The sequence below is a fragment of the Rhizobium sp. FG96 genome (assembly GCF_057808655.1).
On the sequence record NZ_JBMDIL010000003.1, the window covers coordinates 90,694 to 112,231 of the forward strand.

General features: G+C 63.3%; 20 protein-coding genes. 12 read left to right on the forward strand and 8 right to left on the reverse strand.

Going from position 1 to position 21,538, the window contains the following annotated elements; genetic code table 11:
* Positions 1–148: 148 nt before the first annotated feature.
* Positions 149–1,045, forward strand: coding sequence for a LysR substrate-binding domain-containing protein (locus tag ACODR6_RS06635; RefSeq protein ID WP_130281726.1), 897 nt, complete (start codon positions 149–151; stop codon positions 1,043–1,045).
* A gap of 145 nt (positions 1,046–1,190) precedes the next feature.
* Positions 1,191–1,388: a hypothetical protein gene (locus ACODR6_RS06640; RefSeq protein ID WP_489021692.1), complete on the forward strand. Its 198-nt coding sequence runs from the start codon at positions 1,191–1,193 to the stop codon at positions 1,386–1,388.
* Between the two features lie 181 nt (positions 1,389–1,569).
* Here ACODR6_RS06640 and ACODR6_RS06645 read toward each other — a convergent pair whose 3' ends face one another.
* The 3 genes from ACODR6_RS06645 to ACODR6_RS06655 are packed head-to-tail and all read right to left on the reverse strand — an operon-like array spanning position 1,570 to position 4,074.
* A complete protein-coding gene (locus ACODR6_RS06645; RefSeq protein WP_489021694.1) occupies positions 1,570–2,346 on the reverse strand; it encodes a MetQ/NlpA family ABC transporter substrate-binding protein in 777 nt (258 codons plus the stop codon).
* Between the two features lie 38 nt (positions 2,347–2,384).
* Entirely contained in the window at positions 2,385–3,053 is a 669-nt protein-coding gene (locus ACODR6_RS06650; RefSeq protein WP_489021696.1) for a methionine ABC transporter permease, read from the reverse strand.
* Entirely contained in the window at positions 3,043–4,074 is a 1,032-nt protein-coding gene (locus ACODR6_RS06655) for a methionine ABC transporter ATP-binding protein (RefSeq protein ID WP_489022218.1), read from the reverse strand. The genes ACODR6_RS06650 and ACODR6_RS06655 overlap by 11 nt, the downstream gene beginning before the upstream one ends.
* Positions 4,075–4,476: 402 nt before the next feature.
* Here ACODR6_RS06655 and ACODR6_RS06660 point away from each other — a divergent pair, with 402 nt between their 5' ends.
* The 5 genes from ACODR6_RS06660 to ssuD all read left to right on the forward strand — a co-directional run bounded on the left by ACODR6_RS06660 (position 4,477) and on the right by ssuD (position 8,920).
* Positions 4,477–4,830, forward strand: a complete 354-nt coding sequence (locus ACODR6_RS06660) for a RidA family protein (protein WP_489021698.1) — start codon at positions 4,477–4,479, stop codon at positions 4,828–4,830.
* A gap of 198 nt (positions 4,831–5,028) precedes the next feature.
* A complete protein-coding gene (locus ACODR6_RS06665; RefSeq protein WP_489021700.1) occupies positions 5,029–6,036 on the forward strand; it encodes a taurine ABC transporter substrate-binding protein in 1,008 nt (335 codons plus the stop codon).
* 59 nt (positions 6,037–6,095) lie between these two features.
* Entirely contained in the window at positions 6,096–6,884 is a 789-nt protein-coding gene (locus ACODR6_RS06670; protein ID WP_489021702.1) for a taurine ABC transporter ATP-binding protein, read from the forward strand.
* 27 nt (positions 6,885–6,911) lie between these two features.
* Positions 6,912–7,751 (forward strand): ABC transporter permease subunit, encoded by an 840-nt coding sequence (locus ACODR6_RS06675; RefSeq protein ID WP_489021704.1) that lies wholly within the window; start codon positions 6,912–6,914, stop codon positions 7,749–7,751.
* Between the two features lie 17 nt (positions 7,752–7,768).
* A complete protein-coding gene (gene ssuD, locus ACODR6_RS06680; RefSeq protein ID WP_489021706.1) occupies positions 7,769–8,920 on the forward strand; it encodes an FMNH2-dependent alkanesulfonate monooxygenase in 1,152 nt (383 codons plus the stop codon).
* 16 nt (positions 8,921–8,936) lie between these two features.
* Here ssuD and ACODR6_RS06685 read toward each other — a convergent pair whose 3' ends face one another.
* From ACODR6_RS06685 to ACODR6_RS06700, 4 genes are all read right to left on the reverse strand, one after another.
* The gene (locus ACODR6_RS06685; protein ID WP_489021708.1) at positions 8,937–10,175 is read right to left on the reverse strand and encodes an amidohydrolase family protein; all 1,239 of its coding nucleotides are present in this window, start codon (positions 10,173–10,175) and stop codon (positions 8,937–8,939) included.
* A gap of 2 nt (positions 10,176–10,177) precedes the next feature.
* Positions 10,178–11,749 (reverse strand): gamma-glutamyltransferase family protein, encoded by a 1,572-nt coding sequence (locus ACODR6_RS06690; protein WP_489021710.1) that lies wholly within the window; start codon positions 11,747–11,749, stop codon positions 10,178–10,180.
* The gene (locus ACODR6_RS06695; RefSeq protein ID WP_489021712.1) at positions 11,746–12,948 is read right to left on the reverse strand and encodes an amidohydrolase family protein; all 1,203 of its coding nucleotides are present in this window, start codon (positions 12,946–12,948) and stop codon (positions 11,746–11,748) included. The genes ACODR6_RS06690 and ACODR6_RS06695 overlap by 4 nt, the downstream gene beginning before the upstream one ends.
* 218 nt (positions 12,949–13,166) lie before the next feature.
* Positions 13,167–13,859 carry a GntR family transcriptional regulator gene (locus ACODR6_RS06700; protein ID WP_489021714.1) on the reverse strand — a complete coding sequence of 231 codons (693 nt, stop codon included), beginning with the start codon at positions 13,857–13,859 and terminating at the stop codon, positions 13,167–13,169.
* Between the two features lie 148 nt (positions 13,860–14,007).
* Here ACODR6_RS06700 and ACODR6_RS06705 point away from each other — a divergent pair, with 148 nt between their 5' ends.
* Positions 14,008–14,457, forward strand: a complete 450-nt coding sequence (locus ACODR6_RS06705; RefSeq protein WP_112711261.1) for an SRPBCC family protein — start codon at positions 14,008–14,010, stop codon at positions 14,455–14,457.
* A 42-nt stretch (positions 14,458–14,499) separates the two neighbouring features.
* Complete coding sequence (locus ACODR6_RS06710) at positions 14,500–15,552, forward strand: adenylate/guanylate cyclase domain-containing protein (protein ID WP_489021716.1); 1,053 nt, start codon at positions 14,500–14,502, stop codon at positions 15,550–15,552.
* A gap of 58 nt (positions 15,553–15,610) precedes the next feature.
* Here the strand turns inward: ACODR6_RS06710 and ACODR6_RS06715 are convergent, their stop codons facing one another.
* The gene (locus ACODR6_RS06715; RefSeq protein ID WP_489021718.1) at positions 15,611–18,172 is read right to left on the reverse strand and encodes a GcvT family protein; all 2,562 of its coding nucleotides are present in this window, start codon (positions 18,170–18,172) and stop codon (positions 15,611–15,613) included.
* 246 nt (positions 18,173–18,418) lie between these two features.
* On the opposite strand from ACODR6_RS06715, the gene ACODR6_RS06720 reads away from it, so the two are divergent.
* The 3 genes from ACODR6_RS06720 to ACODR6_RS06730 all read left to right on the forward strand — a co-directional run bounded on the left by ACODR6_RS06720 (position 18,419) and on the right by ACODR6_RS06730 (position 21,535).
* Positions 18,419–19,606, forward strand: a complete 1,188-nt coding sequence (locus ACODR6_RS06720; RefSeq protein WP_489021720.1) for an acetyl-CoA C-acyltransferase — start codon at positions 18,419–18,421, stop codon at positions 19,604–19,606.
* 11 nt (positions 19,607–19,617) lie between these two features.
* Positions 19,618–20,745 (forward strand): acyl-CoA dehydrogenase family protein, encoded by a 1,128-nt coding sequence (locus tag ACODR6_RS06725; protein WP_489021722.1) that lies wholly within the window; start codon positions 19,618–19,620, stop codon positions 20,743–20,745.
* A gap of 100 nt (positions 20,746–20,845) precedes the next feature.
* Entirely contained in the window at positions 20,846–21,535 is a 690-nt protein-coding gene (locus tag ACODR6_RS06730) for an FCD domain-containing protein (RefSeq protein WP_130281696.1), read from the forward strand.
* The last annotated feature ends 3 nt before the right edge of the window (positions 21,536–21,538 follow it).

Consider the following 21,538-nt stretch of genomic DNA (forward strand, 5'->3'; position numbering starts at 1 on the left):
AAGCGAGGTTTTTATTAACCTACTGCAATCTCCATGCCACGGGCGAGCCCCCGCCGCATCATCTATCGCTGATGACTAAGACATTCCGATGCGTTACCGGAGTGCCGTTCTAGGAATTATCGCATCGCGCGACGCACAGGAGGCAGCAATGCCGGCAAACGACCTGAACGACATCCGGTATTTCACCGCTGTCGTCGCACATGGCGGCTACGCGGCGGCAAGCCGCAATCTTGGTATTCCGCGCTCGAAGCTCAGCGTCCGAGTCCAGAAGCTCGAGGACGAGCTGAGCACCCGCCTGATCGAGCGATCGACGCGCAATTTTCGGGTCACCGAGATCGGACGGGACTTTTACGAGCGCTGCGTGGCGATCCTTCAGGCCGCCGAGGATGCGCGAAATGCGGTGATCAGCGCGCAGGAGCGCCCGAGGGGTCTGATCCGGCTCGGATGCCCGATGCCTTTCGTCGATCTCGTCGTGACCCGCACCATCCAGAATTTTCTGAGCCGCTATCCTGAGGTCTCCGTCCAAGTCGTCGGTGTCGAGCACAACAGTGACCTTGTCGGCGAAGGCATCGATCTCGAAATCCGCTCAAGCCGTGAACGCGAAACGCAGTCGAGCGTCGTCATGCGGCGGCTGGCCAAGGCGTCGTCGGTCTTGGTCGCCAGCCCGGCCTTTATCGAGGAGGCGGGCGCGATCACCTCGATCGCGCAGCTCGAAGACCTTCCGCTGCTGACGGCGACAAGCCTCTACGACGAAGATACCTGGCAGATGACGGGTCCGAACAAGGAGGTTGCGATCGTCAAGAAGCGGGCGCGTCTCGCCTGTCGCAGCATTCCGGCGGTGCTCGCCGCGCTGCGCTCGGGCCTCGGCATCGCCATGCTGCCGGAGATAACCTGCCGTGACGATCTGGCGGCTGGCCGTCTTGTCCGCATCCTGCCGGACTGGAGCCCGGCGGATGAGGAAGTCTATCTCGCCTTTGCAACGCGCAAGGGCAACTCTCCCGCGGTTCGCGCGCTCATCGACTTCTTCGTAGAGAATGCCGAATAGGGAACACCCGGCTTCAGGCTTAAGCCGAAGGACCAAGGTGATATTGGCGGCATTTGGATAGATAGTGACAGTGCAATGCGTGTCGCTTCCGCCTGGCGCGGAGCGCTCCGGCGCCTTGAGTGCAGCGTTTGGTGGCGAGTACCCGATGACATCAGAGCCCAGTGGTATCAAGGATCACATCCTGAAAACGATCGACACGATGGAGACCCTTGGGTCATCGCAGGATTTCGGTACCCGCAGGAAGTTCAACAGGATGATCGGCGATCAATATGAGGCGCTGATCGCGCTCAGCGCCTCCGAACTGCGCGAGATGGCCGGCGATCCCTCGCCGGATGATTTGTGAGGCATGTCATGAGACGGCTCATCGTATCGGAAGCCCTGACGACCCTGATCGTGCTGACGCTGCTCATCGGCTTCGTGCTCTACGACCATTCCGAGCCCGGCGGCTTCCTGTCGATTCGGTGAAAGCAAAAACGGCCCGGCAAGGCCGGACCGTTTCATGTCTTCGCGAGATCGCACAGGTCTTACCAGGACGCGATCAGCGCGCCCTTGAACTGTTCGTTGATGAACTTGCGGATGCTTTCGTCGTGGTAGGATTCGACGAGCGTCTTGGCCCAGGCGGCGTCCTTGTCGGCGGCGCGCACGACGATGACGTTGGCGTAGGGCGACTTTTCGCCTTCGATGGCGATCGCGTCGGTCTTCGGGTGCAGGCCGGCTTCCATCGCGTAGTTGGTGTTGATGACGGCAGCGTCGACGTCATCGAGCGAGCGCGGCAGCTGGGCGGCGTCGATTTCGGCGAAGTCGATCTTCTTCGGGTTCTCGACGATATCGGCAACAGTGACCTTGATGCCCGGGTTTTCCTTGAACTTGATCAGGCCCTTGCTGGCGAGAACCAGAAGCGCGCGGCCGCCGTTGGTCGGGTCGTTCGGGATGGCGACGGTGGCGCCTTCCTTCAGTTCGTCGAGGTTCTTCACCTTCTTGGAATAGACGCCCATCGGGGTGGTGATCGTCGTGCCGATGCTGACGAGATCGAACTTGCGGTCGGCGATCTGGTTGTCGAGATAGGGCTGGTGCTGGAACGAGTTGGCCTGGATGTCGCCGTCGGCAAGCGCCTGGTTCGGGACGACATAGTCGGAGAACTCGACGATCTCGATGTTGAGGCCCTTGGTCTTGGCGACTTCGGCGACCTTTTCCATGATCTGGGCGTGCTCGCCCGGCGTCACGCCGACCTTGATGTCTTCGGCAAGTGCCGAACCGGCGGCAAAGGCCGCGATCGCAGCTGCGATGATGAACTTCTTCATGGATGTCTCCTTGGTATGTTTATCGGGTATGCGAATAATCAGTTCTTGCGGTTGCGCTTGTCGAAGCGCCGGGCAAGGCCGTCGCCGGCGCTCTGGACCACCTGCACCAGCACGATCAGCACGACGACGACGATCACCATCATCTCGGGATTGAAGCGCTGGTAGCCGAAGCGGATGCCGAGGTCTCCAAGCCCGCCGCCGCCGACGGCGCCGACCATGGCGGAGTAGCCGATCAGGCTGACGATGGTCATCGTCAGCGCCATCAGGATGCTGGGTCGCGCTTCCGCAAGCAGCACCTTGAAGACGATCTGCAAGGGTGTGGCGCCCATCGCGCGGGCCGCTTCGATCAGGCCCTTGTCGATCTCGCGGATCGCGGATTCGACCAGGCGGGCGAAGAACGGGATGGTGGCGATGGTCAGCGGCACGATCGCCGCCCAGGTGCCGATCGAGGTCCCGGTGAGCAGCCGCGTCAGCGGCACGATGGCCACGACGAGGATGATGAAGGGCGTCGAGCGCGCCGCGTTGACGATGAGGCCAAGCACGCGGTTGGTCGCGGGCGCCGGGAACAGTTCGCCCTTGCCCGATGTGGCGAGGAAAACGCCGATCGGCAGGCCGATGATCGACCCGACGATGCCGGCGACGAAGACCATCTGCAGGGTCTGCATCAGCGCCTTGGAGAGCAGGCTGAAGATCATATCAGGCGACATAGCCGAGCACCTCCGTCTTGAGGCCCGTTTCAGTATAGAACCTGTTGGCGCGCGCGACGACATCCGGATTAGCCGAATAGGAAACGACCAGCGAGCCGAAGGGCTCGCCGGAGATTTCCTCGATCGCTCCCGCGAGAATATTGACGTCGGAGCCGAGCTCGGCGACCAGCCTGCCGGTCAGCGGCTTGAAGGCGGTGTCGCCGAAGAAGACGAGGCGCACCAGCACCCGGTCGCCCGCCGAAGGCTGCGGCTTGATCGTCGAGCGCAGCCATTGCGGCAGCTTCAGCGCCGAAGCGAGCAGCGTGCGCGTCGTCTCGTGCTGCGGGTTGGTATAGACGTCGAAAGTGCGGCCCGACTCGACGATCCGCCCGGCATCGATGACGGCCACATGGCTGGCGATGGTCTTCACCACTTCCATCTCGTGGGTGATCAAGAGGACGGTCAGGCCAAATTCGGCATTGATCCGCTTGAGGAGCTCGAGGATCGACTGCGTCGTTTCCGGATCGAGCGCCGAGGTCGCCTCGTCCGAGAGCAGCAGCTTCGGATCGGTGGCCAGCGCGCGGGCGATGCCGACGCGCTGCTTCTGGCCGCCCGAAAGTTCCGAGGGGTAGCTGCCTGCCTTGTCGCCGAGGCCGACGAGATCGAGCAGCGGGCCGACCTTGGCGCGGATCGCCTGCTTGTCGACGCCTGCGATCTCCAACGGCAGCGCCACATTGTCGAAGGCGGTGCGCGAAGAGAGAAGGTTGAAATGCTGGAAGATCATGCCGATCTGGCGGCGGAGCCCCCGCAGACCATCTTCGCCGAGCGCCCCGACATCGACGCCATCGACAAGCACCTTGCCGGATGTCGCGGTCTCCAGGCCGTTGACCATGCGGATCAGCGTCGACTTGCCGGCGCCCGACCGGCCGATAATGCCGGTGATGGCGCCGCGCGCGACGGTGAGATCGACATGTTCGACAGCGGTGAACCCGCCTTCGCCTGCCGGTCCGTAGCGCTTCCCGGCGCCTTCGAAGGCGACCATCGGCACCGGATGATCGGTGCCTGCAAAATTGCCCTGGGAACGACCGGTTGATGCGGCGCCGGCAGCCAGTTCGTGGCCCGCGTGCTCAGTTGTCATGCTATGCTCTCGGAGGTTGGTCTTCAGAAACTCGCGGTTCTATAACCGCTCATGCGCACATTAGCCAATCAGGCTGCACATTCGAAGACAATCACGGTTCCGGCGCATAACAACAGGCTTTCAGTGTAGGCGGCTGGAGAGGCAAGGCGCCTCTCTTCAATGAGGGGACTTATGCCGCGGCGGGGCGGCGCTGAACAGGGATGAAATTTCACGAGGGCGGCAAAGCAGGAAAAATATTCCCGCCTTGTGACAAGCGGGCGGCTTGTGCCAAATCCTGCGCGAAGGCTGTTCTGAAGAGAGAAGGGTATGTTGATGATCGAAAGAATTGGTTTGGCGGCGCGCTGGAGCGACGCGGTCGTTGTCGGAAATCTGATTTTCCTCGCGGGCCATACGGCCGAGGAAACCCGTGGCCAGTCCGTCAAGGTGCAGACCGCCGAGGTGCTGGCAAGCATGGACGACACGCTGGCGCAGGCGGGCGTCACCAAGAACAATCTGGTCAGCGTCACCATCTACCTTGCCGACATTGCGGGCTTCGACGAGATGAACGAAGCCTGGGATGAGTGGGTTGCCGAAGGTCATGCGCCGGCGCGCGCAACCGTCGAGGCACGGCTTGCCCATGCGGACATGCTCGTCGAAATGACCGCGATCGCCGCCAAGTGATCGGTGCCGGAGCGTCCATGAAGCGCTCCGGCAGACCGCCTTGCCGCAATGTCAGCGCTAAGCTTGATGCTTTCCCGGAATGACTCTTTTCCGAAGGCCGCCTGTTTTTAGAAAATATAATCTATAATATAAATAGACATTATGGAAATCTCATTGGGACGTCACCGCAGGGGCTGACGAAAACATTGAGGTGACACCATGGGTATCAAGACATTGCTCGGGACGATCGGTCTCGTTGCGTCATTCATCACTGCCGCACATGCTGATGAAGCAAAGAAGGTCGTTATCGCCTATCAGACCGGCGCCGTGCCCTATCTGGTCGGCATTGCAAACGGCGATCTTGCCAAGCAGACCGGCTGGGATATCGAATTCCGCCGCTTCAATTCCGGCGCCGATATCTTCGCGGCGATCGCTTCCGGCGACGTGCAGCTCGGCGATGTCGGTTCGAGCCCCTATGCGGCTTCGGTCAGCAAGGATCTCGACGTCAAGGGCATCTACATCACTGCCGGAGCAGGCGACAGCGAAGCGCTGGTCGTGCGCCCCGATATCAAGTCCGCAGCCGATCTGAAGGGCAAGAAGTTCTCGGCCGCGCCTGTTTCCACCGACCATTACCAGCTTCTCGCCTATCTGAAGCAGGAAGGTCTCACCGAAAAGGACGCGCAGGTCATCGCCATGCCGCAGCCGCAGATCGTTGCCGCCTGGAAGCGCGGCGATATCGACGGCGCCTTCGTCTGGGATCCGGCGCTGAGCGAACTGAAGAAGGACGGCAAGGTTCTGGTGACCTCGGGGGAAGTCTCGAAGCGCGGCGCGCCTGTTTTCAGCGCGCTGGTGGTGACCGGCGACTTCGCTAAAAATAATGCCGAGTTCCTGACGAAATATGTCGGCCTGATCGACAAGTACTATGTCGATTTCGCCAAGAACCCCGGCAACTGGACTGCATCCTCCGACAACATCAAGGCGATCGCCAAGCTGCAGGGCGGTACGCCTGAGGAAAATGCCGGCTGGCTGAACACGACCGTCGTCGTTCCGCTGCAGGAGCAGGTAACGGCCGCTTGGCTGGGCGAAGGCGACAAGGGCAGCGTCGCCAAGACCCTGAAGGATACCGCCGGCTTCCTGAAGGAGCAGAAGAAGATCACTGCGGTCAAGGACAGCTACGCGAGCTTCGTCGATCCGCAGTTTGCTGCCGCAGCCCTCGCTTCGAACTGAACGTCTGACGAAATGGCGGCCCGACCCGGCCGCCATTTCACATTTACGGAAGACACGACATGCTTGAAGTCCGACACGCCACCGTGAAATTCGATGCCGCCGACGGAAGCTCCGTCCATGCGCTCGACAACGTCTCCTTCGACATTCCGCCGGCCTCGATCGTCGTCGCGCTCGGCGCTTCGGGCTGCGGAAAATCGACCTTGCTGAATGCCATCGCCGGCTTCCAGCCGTTGACCGAAGGCGAGATCCTGATCGACGGCGTGGCGGCTTCGCGGCCGGGCGGTGATCGCGGTGTCGTCTTCCAGAAGGATACGCTGCTTCCCTGGTCGAGCGTTCTCGACAATGTCGCGCTCGGCTTGCGTTATCAGGGCGTCGGTAAAAGGGAACGGCACCAGAAGGCGCGCGAGCTTCTAAAGCTTGTCGGGCTTTCCGATTTCGAGAGCAAGCCTCCCTATGAACTCTCCGGTGGCATGCGCCAGCGCGTCGGCATCGCCCGCGCCTTGGCGACGGATCCGAAAGTGCTGCTGATGGACGAGCCATTCGGTGCCCTCGACAGCCTGACGCGCGAAACCATGCAGCAGCTGCTCGCCTCCGTTTGGGCCGAGACGAAGAAGCAGGTGTTCTTCATCACTCACTCGATCGAAGAGGCACTGACGCTCGGCACCCATATCCTCGTCATGTCGCCGCGGCCGGGCAGGGTGGTTGCACGATACGAGGCGGATTTCGTGCGGGAATTCGCGCGCACGGGGGAAATCGGGCCGATCCTGGCAAATCCAGATTTCGTCGCTCTCAGAGAAGAGATCCGCTCGATCATTCACAAGCCCGCGCATGACCGCCGGGCCGCCTGACGCGGCACACAAAGCAAGGATTCGACTATGAGCGTATTGGCAGAACCAGCCACAGCAGCCCGCGCGACCTCGCCCGAGCGCAGGCCACGCGTCCGCAAACCGGCGACGGGCACCTTCGCGATCAGTGCCGCGACCCTGGTGGCACTCCTCTTAGGATGGGTGATCGCGACGCGGTACCATCTCGCCTCCCCACTCTTCCTTCCCTCACCGGGCGAAGTGCTCGTCCAGTTTCAGGCGATCGCCGCTGATGGATATGCCAACGGGACGCTTACCGAACATATTCTGGCGAGCCTAGGGCGCATCAGCGTGGCGCTCGCCTTCGGCATCGGCCTCGGCGTGCCGATCGGCCTGATCATGGGGCTGAATCGCTGGGCGAAGGGCGTGCTGAGCGTGCCGATCGACATCTACTGGGGTCTGCCGCCGCTTGCCTATCTGCCGCTGCTGATCATCTGGCTCGGCATCGGCGAGTCCTCGAAGATCCTGCTCCTCAGCCTTTCTGCCTTCGCACCGATCTGCTATGCCGCGCAAGCCGGCGTCCGCTCCGTACCGCAGGAGCGCATCAATGCCGCCCAGTCGCTGGGTGCCAACAGCCTGCAGCTCTTCACGACGATCGTGCTGCCGTCCGCGCTGCCTGAGATCCTGACGGGTCTGCGCATCGCGATCGGCGCAACGCTCTCGACGCTGGTGGCCGCCGAGCTCATCGCCGCCCAATCGGGTGTTGGCTACATGATCATGTCCGCCTCCAATTTCCTGGCAACGGATGTCGTCTTCGTCGGCCTGATTGTCATCGCCATCTTCGCTTTCGCCTTCACCGCTGCGATGCGCTTCCTCGAAAAACAGCTCGTGCCCTGGAAGGGCAAACTCTGAGATCCGGATCCGACCCCATGACCGCACATGCAAATCCCCCGCTGAACTTCTTCTGGTACCTGCCGACCCATGGCGATGGTCCCTACCTCGGAAGCGACGAACGCCATCGTCCGCCGACCTTCGGCTATATGCGCGATATCGCCCAGGCAGCCGACCGGCTCGGCTTCGAGGGCGTGCTGCTTCCGACCGGCACCTATTGCGAGGATGCCTGGATCACCGCCGCCTCGCTTGTGCCGCTGACGGAACGGCTTCGCTTCCTCGTCGCGCTCCGTCCCGGCAGCGCAACGCCTGCCATGTTCGCGCGTCATGCGGCTGCACTCGACCGCATCTCCGGCGGCAGGGCGCTGTTCAATGTGGTGACGGGCGCCGATCCTGCCGATCTCGCCGGAGACGGCAACAAGCTCGGCCATGGCGAGCGCTATGAGCAGACCGACGAGTTCCTGACCATCTGGCGCCGGATTCTTTCCGGTGAAAATCCGGATTTCGAGGGCAAGTATCTTTCCTCGCACGGGCGCGGACTTTCGTTTCCGCCGGTGCAGGCTCCGCATCCGCCGATCTGGTTCGGTGGCTCCTCGGATGCCGGTATCGCCGTCGCTGCAAAGCATGCCGACGTCTATCTGAGCTGGGGAGAGCCGCCCGCTCTGCTGGCCGAGAAGATCACCCGGGTCAAGGAGCGTGCCCTTGCCGAGGGACGCAAGATCCGCTTCGGCCTGCGCATCCATTTCATCGTCCGCGAAACCGAGGACAAGGCCTGGGCCGCTGCCGACGAACTGATCAGCCGCGTCACCGACGAACAGATCGCCGAGGCGCAGAACGAATTCCTCAACGTATCGCAGTCGGTCGGCCAGAAGCGGATGTCGGCGCTGCATCAGGGGAGCCGCGACAAGCTTGTCATCGCGCCGAACCTGTGGGCCGGTCATGGCCTCGTACGCGGCGGCGCCGGGACGGCGCTGGTCGGGAGCCCGGAAAATATCGCGGCGCGCCTGCGCGAATATCAGGAGATCGGCGTAGAGACCATCATCGGTTCGGGCTATCCGCATCTCGAAGAGGCATTCCATGTCGCCGAGCTGCTCTTCCCGCTGATCGGCAAATCCGGCGAGAAATCCTACGGCATCGGCAAGGATAACCAGACCTTCGAGAGCGGATTGAAATCGAAGCGGACGGCGTGAGGCGCTCCTGTTCCGGTCAGCGAGGCCGGAACAGCTTCGGCCTCTGCGCCTCGAACGTCTTGCGCCCGCCTTTGCATCCGAAGATGACGCGGGCGTTTTCGCGGATGGCCTGTTCGCGGTCACCGCAGTCGATGAGGATGATGTCGGCGGGTTCGCCGACGGCGATCTTTTGTATCTTTCCCAGGATCTCTGCTGCGGAGCGCTCGATCATGTCGAAGGCGGGCTGCATATCCTGGCGGCGTGAGAGCTGCGCGACATTGGCATAGAGGTTTGCCATGCGGATCAGCGAGGCGTCGCCGTAAGGCGTGAAGGGATTGAGGATGTTGTTGCTGGCGATCGACGTCAGCACGCCCTCCGAAGCCAGGAGATGCGCAGGGGCGACGCCGCGCGGTACCAGCCGGTCGAAGCTGCGGCCGTTGAGGAAGAGGTCCGTCGACGGCAGCACGGTGATGGCGATGCCTGCGGCTTTCAGTTTCTGGGCCACGGCGCGCAACTCGTCGGGCGCGAGCGCCGACAGGCTGGTCATGTGCCCGAGCGAGACGCGGCCCTGATAACCGCGCCTCAGCGTCTCCTCGATGACTTCGGGCAGGTTGCTCTTTTCCGGCGACAGGTCGAAATCGAGGTGGAAATCCACGGGAACACCGTGCTTTTCGGCCAGATCGAAGATCATGCGGATTTGGCCGCGCGGGTCGGGATCGATATAGGGCGCGCCGCCGATGAGGTCGGCGCCATCCGCCAGCGCCTGATCCAGCATCGCGAAGGTCTCGGGTTCATTGGTCAGGCCGTCCTGCGCGAAGGCGCAGATCTCGATGTCGACCGCGAAGGCATAGTCACTGCGGATGCGTTTGATTGCTGCGAAGGAGCGCATGCCGGCGCGGGGATCGATCTCGACGAAGGTTCGCATCCGCATTGTGCCGCTGACGATTGCTTTCTCGACGACGCGGGCGGCGCGGGCATAGACATCGGCCTCCGTGAAGCCTGCCTTGGCGACGGCGGTCTCGCGGACGGCTTCGGCAAGCGTGCCCTCGCAGATGCTGCAGCGGTCGAGGATGCAGGCCTTGTCGAGATGGATATGGCTGTCGGTGAAGCCGCAGCTCGCAAAGGCGCCCTCGGCATCGATGGTTTCGACGGCTTCGCAAACGAGGTTCGATCCGATCGCGGCGATCATCCCGCCTGATATGCCGATATCGACAGGGTTATCGGCGTCTTCGAGGCTGGCATTGCGGATGAGGAGATCGAAGAGCGGCGTCGCCATGGTCAGATACCGATCGCCCCGCCGTCGCTGCGCGGATCATGCGCGCCGGCGATCGTCTCGCCGATGCGGATGATGCCTGCCTGTCCGCCCAGCTGGCTGAAGGCATCGATACTGCTCACCTCGTGGCCCATGGCCTGCAATTCCTCGAAGACATCAGCCCCGGCATTGGCCTCGATCTTCAGCGTGTCCCGGGCATCGGAGAAGGTGCGCCCGAGCAGGAAGCGGGGCTGAGACAGGGCCGCCAGCGGGTCGAGCCCGTGGTCGATCAGCAGCGACAACAGCAGCGACAGTGTCTGCGGTTGGCCGTCGGCGCCTTGTGTGCCGTAGAGGAGGTGCGGGCGCCCGTTCTTCAGCGCCAGGCCGGGGTTCAGGGTGTAGAAGGGCCGCTTGCCGGGCGTCAGCCGATTGGGGCTCGCGGGATCGAGGCTGAAGGCGGCGCCGCGGTTCTGCCAGAGGATGCCGGTATCCCCGGCCACGACGCCGCTGCCCCAGTCGAAATAGATACTCTGGAGCATGGAGACGCTGCGCCCTTCGCTGTCGGTGGCGGCGAGGAACGCGGTATCGCCGTGCTTGTAGGGCTGCGGCCAGGACATCGCCTTCTGTCGGTCGATCGCGGCGGCCTTGGCTGCCAGGCGGGTGCCATCCAGCAGGGTCTCGCAATCGACTTCGGCGAAATCCGGATCGGCGATCCCGGCGCGATCGAGGAAGGCCTGTTTCACCGCTTCGACGAGCCGGTGGTAGAAGGCGGCGCTGTCCGGCTCGAGCGCTGCCATGTTAAACTGGCTGAGAACCCCCATGATGCCGAGCGTGCTGACGCCTTGGGTCGGCGGCGGGGGCGCCAGCAGGGTCAGGCCGCGATAATCGAGCGACAGGGGTTCGGCGGTACGGGTCTTGGTTCTCGCCAGGTCCTCTGCGGTCAAAGGTGAACCGGCCGAAGCCAGCCCGGCGGCAATCCGGGCGGCAAGCTCGCCCTCGTAGAACTCGCGCGGGCCATGGTCGGCAATGGCGCGCAATGTCTTCGCCAGTGCAGGCTGGCGCTGTGTGCCATCGGCGGCGAAAGTCGCCGCAAAGCCCGGCCAGTCCGGGATTTCCTTTTCCCGGAACCGGTACCAGAAGCTCTGCGACGGGCTGACGGGGAAACCGTTTTCAGCCAGCGCGAGCGCGTCCTCCAGCAGGGTGGCGAGTTTTTCCTTGCCATTCCAGCTTTCCGCCGAATGAGCAAGCAGCGTGCCCCAGCTGTCGACGAGGCACGCCGTCGTGAGCGCCGACATCGGTCCGCGAAGCGGGATTGCCGGGATCTCGGGCAGAGTCATGGCCGCCTGGCCGATGCCGAGGAAGGCTGTGGCTGCACCGGAACGATCGGCGACCAGCCAGATCGCATCGCCGCCGAGCCCGCAGAAATGCGGATAGACGACAGAGAGCGCCGCACCGGCCGCGATCACCGCCTCGATGGCGTTGCCGCCGCGACGGAGGACTTTGGCACCGGCCTCCGCCGCAAGCCAATGCGGCGCCGTCACCATGGCGCTCGTGGACGCGGCATCGCTGCCTGATGTCTGGCGGCTTGCCATCGTCATCTGCGGATCACCACGCCGTCTTCGGCAACCAGCTTGCCGGACTTGAAGACCTTGCGGCCCTTCGGCACGCTGACGACGGCCTGCGGGATATGCTCGGCCTGCAAGGTCACGAAGTCTGCCTTGCTGCCGAGTTGAAGGCCGTAGCCTTCCAGCCGCAGCGCCTTGGCGCCTGCCGCGGTCACGACGTCGAAGGCGGCGGCCAGCTCGTCATCGGTATAGAAGCCGGAGCGGTAACCGATGATCTCAGCCCGGCGCAGCATGTCGCCATCGCCGTAGGGCCACCAGGAGTCGCGGATATTGTCGCTGCCGCTGAAGACGGTCACGCCGGCCTTGCGCAGCAAGGCGACCGGAGGAAAATTGTGATTGCCGGGCGCATTGGTCATGATCGAAACGCCGCTCGCGGCGATCAGGTCGGCTGCCTTCCTTGCCGCATCCGGAGGCAGGTCGCCCAGCCCGTAGGCATGGCTGACGGTGACGTGGCCGGACATGCCGAGCGCCGCAGTCCGCGCGCAGATCTCCTCGATGGTGAAGAGACCGAGCGTGCCGGCATCATGCAGATGGATATCGACATCGACGCCGTGCTTTTCGGCAACGCCGAAGACGATATCGAGATGGCGCGTGACATCGCGGTCGAAGCTCGCCGGATCGAGGCCGCCGACGAGGTCTGCGCCGAGCGCGATGGCCTGGTCGAGGAGTTCGGGTGTGCCGGGGCTTTTCAGGATGCCGCTCTGCGGGAAGGCGACGAGCTGGATATCGATCACATCGCGGTAGTCCTCGCGGACCTTCAGGATGGTCTCGAGAGACGTCAGGCCGACCGACCCGTCGACCATGACATGGCTGCGCATGGCCGTTGCGCCATTGGCCATACAGAGATCGAGCTGGTTGCGGGCGCGCTCGTCCATAGGCGCGGCCTGAGCCATATTCTGCGCCTGGAACGCGACGCGCTCATGGACGTCGAAGCCATTGGTGCAGGGCTTATGCGGGATCCAGGCGTCGCCATAGAAGCTGGTGTCGAGATGGATATGGCCCTCGACGAAACCGGGCACGACCAGCATGCCCCCGAGATCGACGGTGCTGCCCGCGCCACCTGCAGCGCTTGCCGGTGAAATCGCGGCGATCCTCCCGCCGGAAACGCCGATATCCGCCAACGATCCATCGGCGAGGCGCGCATTGGTAAAGACGGTCTCGATCTCGGCCATCTCATTCTCCTTGTTGTTCTGCCGCCGGGCGCCTGACACTCACTCGGAATATGACGTGCAAGAGCAATGCCAGTTGGCGGCCTATGGGATGAAATATCTGCCGGGCACGGATCGCAGGGCTTGGAGACCCGCTTGACCGGCACGGTTTCGCGAGTGCTCATATATCATGTCTACATAAAAGGCAAAATCATGTATACATGATTGAAAAATAGGCGGCGCTATCGGGCGCTGCTGTAGCGCGAGAGGATGCTGCCGAGATCGGGTGCAGTCTCCGTCTCCTCGGTGATCAGCGCGCGTGTCTCTACCGACACGAGATGCTCGTCCATCAAACGTTCGGCCGCAGCGGCATCCTGCGCTTTCAGGGCGGCGATCAGGGCGGAATGCTCGCTGATGGCGCATTCGCTGGAATGCGGGCGGCTATACATCGCGAGGATCAGCGAGCAGCGTGACACAAGCTCGAAAAGGTAGCGCTCCAACAGCGTATTGCCGGAGAGTGTCGCGAGCTTCAGGTGAAACTCGCCGGCAAGCCGGGTGGAAAGCCGCGCATCGCCCTTGGCATGCGCCGCCTCTTCCTCTTTCACGTGATTTTTCAGAGCCTTCTCGATCTCGGGTGACCAGCGCTTCATCACGCTTCTCATGGCCTCGCGTTCCAGCGAACGGCGCACGGCAAAGACATCGCGGGCCTCTTCCAGGCTCGGGCGCGCCACGGTCGCGGTGCGCTTGTGATAGGTATCGACGAGGCCCTGGGTCTGCAGCTTGGCGAGCACGGCGCGCACCAGCGTCCGGCTCATCGAGAAGTGCCGGCCGATCTCGTCTTCGGGCAGCTTGGTGCCGGCCTTCAGTGCCTGTTCAATGATGGCGCGCCGCAGGGCGAGGGTGGCGGCTTCGACGCGATCGGAATTCGAGGACATTGCGGATCCTGAGAAGTGATTTTCTGTATACGTTATCCGGCGTTCCCGCATACGGCAACCGGCGGCAGCCGCGCGCTGCCAGGGCCACCCCTTGAGCAGTTGTGATGCGAAACCTAGATCATCAGCAGAGAAGGTCAGGGGGAGAGCCATGCCTGATACAATGGTCGTCAAACGGGAAACCCATGTAGCCGCGCCGCCTGCGGCGGTCTTTGCGCTGTTGACCGATCCCGACAAGATCCTGCGCTGGATGGGAACCGAGGCCCATGTCGAGGCCGAGCCCGGTGGTCTCTATCTCGTCAATGTCACCGGCGCCCGCTTCGCCCGGGGCACGTTCCGCGAAGTGATCCCCGTCCATCGCATCGCCTACAGTTTCGGCTGGGATGGCAGCGAGATCGTGCCGCCGGGGTCGAGCCTGGTTGAGATCGATCTCATCGAGAAGCCGGATGGCACATTGCTGCGGCTGACGCATACCGGCCTGCCGACGCCGGAACAATGCGCCGGTCATGCCGAGGGCTGGGCGCATTATCTCGATCGTCTCGCCACCGTCGTCGCGGGCAAAGATCCGGGACCGGATTCGAATGCCGGCCGCACCGGCTGAAGCTTGGATGACAGGGGCTAGCGGCCATGGCATCATCGCCGCATGAACATGCCTCCCTCCCTTGCCTGGCTGGTCGATGAGGCGAGCCATACGGCAACCCCGGAACTGTTTCTCGGTGAACTCGGCCGGATGCTGCTGGCCGAAGGCATTCCCGTCGCCCGCATCGCGCTGACGCTTGCCGTGCCGCATCCGATCATCGCCCAGCGAACCTGGCTCTGGCGCGCCGTGGGTAGCGAGGTGATCGAAGCGCTCGGATTCGGCGTTTCGGCGCAGGCCGGGCGCGAATGGCTGGCCGAGATCGGCAATACCAGGGAAGGGCTCGGCAGTGAGGCAAGCGGCGTGCGCTTCCTCGGCTTTGCGGGCAGCCGGCCCTTCAGTGCGGAACAGCAGGCGCTGATCGACGATGCGGCTCGGTTTGCCAAGGCGCCGCTGGCTGCAATTTCGGCGCGGCTGGCGGGTGCGGCTTTGCTCGAAGCCTATCTCGGCAGGCGCAGTGCCGCCCGCGTCGGCGCCGGTGCGCTGAAACGCGGCACTGGCGAGACCATCCGGGCTGCTCTGCTTTGCGCCGATCTTCGCGATTTCACCGCCATGTCGGAAAGTGCTCCGGCGGAAACGGTCATTGCCGCGCTCGATGCCTGGTTCGAGCGGGTGACCGGCGCCGTCAATGTCTTCGGCGGCGAGGTGCTGAAATTCATCGGCGACGGCGTGCTGGCGATCTTTCCGGTGACGGGGACGGCGCATGATGCCTGCGCGGCCGCCATCCGCGCCGCCAACGCGGCGAAGGCCGGCATGAAGTACCTGAATGCCACGCGAGAAGGCGATGGCCTTCCCTCATTGCCGTTCGGCATGGCGCTGCATTTCGGCGAAATCTTCTGGGGCAATGTCGGCGCTGCCGACCGGCTGGATTTCACCGCGATCGGCCCCGCCGTCAATCTCGTCAGCCGTCTCGAAGGTCTCTGCAAACCGCTAGGACATACGGCTCTTGTCTCTGGCGCCCTGGCAGCGGAGGTGCGGGAAGGGCTCGTGGATCTCGGCAGTCATTCCCTTCGCGGCATTGCCGAGCCGTGCCCGGTCTTTGCGCTCGGCGGCGAATGAAATGAAAAAGCCGCCGCGTGTTCATCGCGGCGGCTTTCGAAGCTGACCCGGCGCTCTCTTAGCTGCGCGGGTTGATGTTTTCAGGGTCGTAGAGCGGCTTGTAGCCGACGGCTGCGACTTCGACCGGATAGGTCTCGGCGAAATACTCGATGTTGAGCTTGCGGCCGACCTGGCAGTAATCCCAGGGCAGGTAGGCGAGCGCGATGTTCTTGCCGAGCGTCGGGCCGAAGGCAACCGAGGTCGTGTAGGAGCGGCGGCCGAGCTCGTCGATCAGCACCTTGCCGGTTTCCGGATCCATGACCGGCATGGAACCGACGGGGTAGCGCTTGACGCCCGACTTGTCGGTATTCTCGGTCATGACGAGGGTGCAGAGCATTGCCGGCTGGTGGTCGCGCGCCTTGTATTCCAGGTGCTTGGCCTTGCCGCGGAAGTCGGATTCCTTGACCTTCGGACGGGCCAGATCGGCTTCCAGCAGATTGTACTGGGTGAGCAGATCACCGTTCTGCAGGCGCAGGCTCTTTTCCATGCGGCGCGAGTTCGCGTAGGTCTCGACGCCGAACGGCATGACGCCGGTCGAGCGCAGCGCATCCCAGACGGCGAGGCCGTCTTCGTATTTCATGTGCAGTTCCCAGCCCTGCTCGCCGACATAGGAGATGCGGAAGGCGGTAACCGGCTTGCCGCCGATCTCGATTGGCTTGATCGCCGCGAAGGCGAAGTTTTCGGCATCGAGGCCCGAGGGATCGGCAACCACCTTCTTCAGCGTGTCGCGGGCGTTCGGTCCCCAGATGCCGATGGTGATGTACTTCTCGGAGACGTCGGTGATGGTGACGTCGAGGCCGCGATCCTCAGCAACGCGCTTCATGTAATGGAAGTCGCGCGGGCCTGCGTCAGCGCCATTGATGAGGCGGCAGCGGTCGGCCATGCGGATGACGGTGAAGTCGGCGCGCACCATGCCCTCGTCGTCGAGGAAGTGGGTGTAGATGCCCTTGCCGATGTTGCCGTCGCCGCCGATCTTTGCGGCGCAGAGCCATTCGAGCAGGTCGACATGATCAGGACCTTCGATATCGACCATGTGGAAATGGCTGAGATTGACGATGCCGCAATCCTCGCTCATCGCCAGATGTTCGGCATTCGAGACGCGCCAGAAGTGGCGGTTGTCCCATTCGTTCTCGCGAACCGGCACGCGGTCGGCATATTTCTCCAGCAGATGCTCGTTGGCGGCGTAGCCATGCGCACGCTCCCAGCCGCCGAGCTCCATGAAGTAGCCGCCGAGTTCCTTCTCGCGCTCGTAGAAGGGCGAGCGCTTGGCATTTCGGCCCGATGCATAGGGTTCGCGGGTGTGAACGGCCGGGAAGTAGATCTTCTGGGCGGCTTCGTAGCAGCGTCCCTCGATGAACTCTTCGGTCAGCTGGTGCGGATAGAAGCGGGCGTAATCGATCGAGTTGTGGTCGATCTCGGTGCGGCCGTCGGTCATCCAGTCGGCGATCAGCTTGCCGTAACCCGGGCCGTCCTTGACCCAGATGGCGACGCAGTACCAGAGACCGCGAACCTTTTGGCTTTCGCCGCAGGAGGCGCCGCCGCCGGCGGAGACCTGCAGCAGGCCGTTGAAGGAGTGGCCTTCGTTATAGCCGAGTTCGCCAAGGATCGGTGTCAGTTCCATGGCGCGCTCGAGCGGCTCGATGATCTGTTCCATCTCGAGGTCGCGCTGCGACGGCGAAAGGCGTGCTTCGTGCTTTTCGAGCAGATCGCGCGGATGGCACATGCGCGGATTGGTGGTTTCGTAATAGCCCCACTCGATCTGGCCGCCTTCGGTGGTGGCCGGATCGCCGGTATCGCGCATATAGGCGGAGTTACCCTGGTCGCGCAGCAGCGGGAAGCCGATTTCCTTGCCGGTGCCCTCGAATTCGTTATAGGGGCCGAAGAATGTCAGCGGGTGATCGACCGGCATGACCGGCAGGTCTTCGCCGACCATTTCGGCGATCAGGCGGCCCCAGAGGCCGGCGCAGACGATGACGTGATCGGCCATGATCGTGCCGCGATGGGTGACGACGCCCTTGATGCGGCCGCCCTCAACGATCAGCGACTTCGCCGGCGTGTTGCCGAACATCTTGAGCTTGCCGGACTTTTCGGCAGCGTCGACGAGCTTGCCGGCAACCGTCTGCGAGCGCGGAATGACGAGGCCGGCGTCGGGGTCGAACATGCCGCCCTGAACCTGGTCTTCCTCGATCAGCGGGAACATTTCTTTGATCTCTGAGGGCGAGACGTAGCGGGCGTTGGTGCCGAAGGCCTTGGCGGAGCTGAGCTTGCGCTTGATCTCTTCCATCCAGGTGTCGTCGCCGGTGCGGGCAACTTCCAGGCCGCCGATGCGGGCGTAGTGGCCCATCTTCTCGTAGAAATCGATCGAATATTGCGTGGTCCAGACGCTGAGATAGTCGTGGCTGGTGGTGTAACAGAAGTCGGAGGCGTGTGCCGTCGATCCGATATCCGTCGGGATGCCCGATTTGTCGATGCCGACAATGTCGTCCCAGCCACGCTCGATCAGGTGATGAGCGATCGAGGCGCCGACGATGCCGCCGAGACCGATGATTACGACTTTAGCCTTGCTTGGAAATTCCGCCATCACTTGAACCCTTGAACCTTGGTGCGCCGAATCTAATACAGGCCGAAACGGCACTACAGTCGATCCACGACAATAAGATGTAGCGATCCGCCAAGGGGCTTGTCTATTCGAGACGCGAAGCCGCTGGCTTTTTTGCGACATCTGCATGCAGCCATGGCATTTGAGAGGAACAGCGGTATGTTTGTAACAGGATCGCGGGAGACATCGCGCATCCATCCATGAGCCAGGCAGGGAGGAGCCAATCTCATGACATCAGACGATCCGGTGGTGATCGCCGGCATGGCGCGCACGCCGATGGGCGGCTTTCAGGGCGACTTCAAGGATGTGGCGGCGACCGATCTCGGTTCGGCGGCAATCCGGGCGGCGATCGAGCGCAGCGGACTTTCTGCAGAGATGATCGGCGAGGTGCTGATGGGATGCGTGCTGCCGGCAGGGCAGGGGCAGGCCCCGGCCCGCCAGGCGGCACTCGGCGCCGGATTGCCCTATGACTGTGGTGCCGCGACCATCAACAAGGTCTGCGGCTCCGGCATGAAGGCGGCGATGATCGGCCACGACGAGATTGTCTCCGGCAGCCAGTCGGTGGTCGTCGCCGGGGGCATGGAGAGCATGACCAACGCGCCCTACCTCCTGAAGCGCGCCAGAAGCGGTTACCGGATGGGCCATGGCGCCATCCACGACCATATGTTTCTCGATGGCCTGGAGGATGCCTATGACAAGGGCCGCTCGATGGGCACGTTCGCGGAAGAATGCGCCGAAGCCTACCAGTTCACCCGTGACACTCAGGACCATTATGCCATTACTTCGCTCGACAAGGCAAAACGCGCCGTCGACGGTGGGCTCTTCGATGCCGAAACGGTGACGGTCCAGGTGCAATCCGGAAAGACCAGCCGCGAGATCAGCCGGGACGAGCAGCCCGGCAAGGCGGATCCGGCCCGCATTCCCTCGCTGAAACCAGCGTTTCGCGATGGCGGTACGGTGACGGCCGCAAGTTCGGCCTCGATTTCCGACGGTGCGGCGGCGCTCGTCATGATCAGGCGTTCGGAGGCGGAGCGGCGCGGTTTGACGCCGATTGCCGCCATCACCGGCCATGCGACGCATTCGCAGGCACCCAATCTGTTCACGACGGCGCCTGTCGGCGCGCTGCGCAAGCTTTCGGAAAAGACCGGCTGGGCGCTCGGCGATGTCGACCTCTTCGAGATCAACGAGGCCTTCGCCGTCGTGCCGATGGCGGCGATGCACGATCTCGGGCTCCCGGCGGAGAAGATCAATATCCACGGCGGCGCCTGCGCGCTCGGCCACCCGATCGGCGCTTCGGGCGCCCGCATCATCGTGACGTTGCTCTCGGCCATGCAGCGCTATGGTTTGAAGCGCGGCATGGCTTCGCTCTGCCTTGGCGGCGGCGAGGCGACGGCCATGGCTTTCGAGCGGATCTGAGGGAGAGGCATATGCGGCTCGACGAAACGCAGATCCAGATCCGCGACATGGCCCGCGCCTTTGCGCAAGAGCGCTTGGCGCCGGGTGCCTCCCGCCGCGACAAGGAGCACAGTTTTCCGCGCGAGGAATTGCGGGAGATGGGCGAGCTTGGCCTGCTCGGCATGCTGGTTCCGGAGGCATATGGCGGCTCGGAGACCGGCGCGATCGCCTATGCGCTGGCGATCGAGGAGATCGCCGCGGGCGACGGCGCCTGCTCGACGATCATGAGCGTCCACAGTTCGGTCGGCTGCGTGCCGATCCTGCGCTTTGGCAGCGACGAGCAGAAGCAGCGTTTCCTGCCGAAGCTTGCATCGGGCGAATGGATCGGCGGCTTTGCTCTGACTGAGCCGCAGGCCGGCTCGGATGCCTCGAACCTGAAGACAATAGCGGAGCGGGATGGCGGCGACTATGTCATCACTGGCGCCAAGCAGTTCATCACGTCTGGCAAGAACGGCGACGTCATCATCGTTTTCGCGGTGACCGAGCCGGCGGCCGGAAAGAAGGGCATCACCGCCTTCATCGTGCCCACGGATACGCCGGGCTACGAAGTGGTTCGCGTCGAGGACAAGCTCGGGCTGCACGCATCCGATACCTGCCAGATCGCCTTCAACGGCATGCGCATCCCGGCATCCCAGCGGTTAGGCGAGGAGGGTGACGGCTACAGGATTGCGCTCGCCAATCTCGAAGGCGGCCGTATCGGCATTGCCGCGCAGGCGGTCGGCATGGCGCGGGCGGCATTCGAGGCGGCACGCGATTATGCCCGTGCGCGAACCGCCTTCGGCAAGGCGATCGCCGAGCATCAGGCGATCTCCTTCCGGCTTGCCGAAATGGCGACGAAGATCGAGGCTGCGCGCCAGCTCGTCCTGCATGCGGCGGCTTTGAAAGAGGCCGGCGAGCCGTGCCTCTCCGAGGCGTCGATGGCGAAGCTCTTTGCATCGGAGATGGCCGAAGCGGTCTGTTCCGCGGCGCTGCAGATCCATGGCGGCTACGGCTACATGTCCGATTATCCGGTGGAGCGCATCTACCGCGATGTCCGCATCTGCCAGATCTATGAGGGGACCAGCGACGTACAGAAGATGGTGATTGCGCGGAACCTTTGAGGCTCAAATGCCGATTTGGGGTTGCACTTTGCCGCGAGTGTGGAAATGACTGCACGCTAATATGTTGCTTTGATCCCGGAACCAGGCGGACCGTTTGCCAATGTCAGATTCCACCCAGAACCTCTCTGCCATCGACATCCTGCGGACCCGTTCGCTTGCCAATGTCGTGCAGGCCGAGATCGAGCGGATGATCATCGACGGCGAGCTGAAGCCGAACGAGCGGGTCAACGAAAACGGCCTGTCGCAGCGCCTCGGCGTCAGCCGCGGACCGATCCGGGAGGCCTGCAGTGCGCTCGCCGCCATGGGGCTGATCGAGATTATCCCGAACCGCGGCTTCTTCATCCGGGCGCTCAGCACCGACGAGGCGCTGGATCTGTCGGAGGCCCGCGCAGGCGTCTTCGGCTGCATGGCGATGATGCTTGCCGAGCGGATCACCGATGCGGAGCTTGCGGTGCTCCGCGGCCTGATCGACAAGATGGAAGAGATCGTCGCGCTCGGCGACCTCCATATCTATTATCCCGTCAACCTCGAGTTCCACAAGCAGATCGCCAGCATGGCAGGGAACCTGCGGCTGGCCGCTACCTATCAGAGCTTCGTGCGCGAGCTGCATATCCAGCGCTACCGCGCTCTCTCCGGCCCCGACATGCTGCATGTCTCGAACGAGGAGCACCGGGCGATCGTCGATGCGCTGGCCGCCCGCGATCCGGTTCGGGCGCTGATGACGGCGCGCACCCATATCCTCAACGGTATCATCCGCGCCAGGAACGCCGGCGAAGCGCGCAAGGGCTGAATA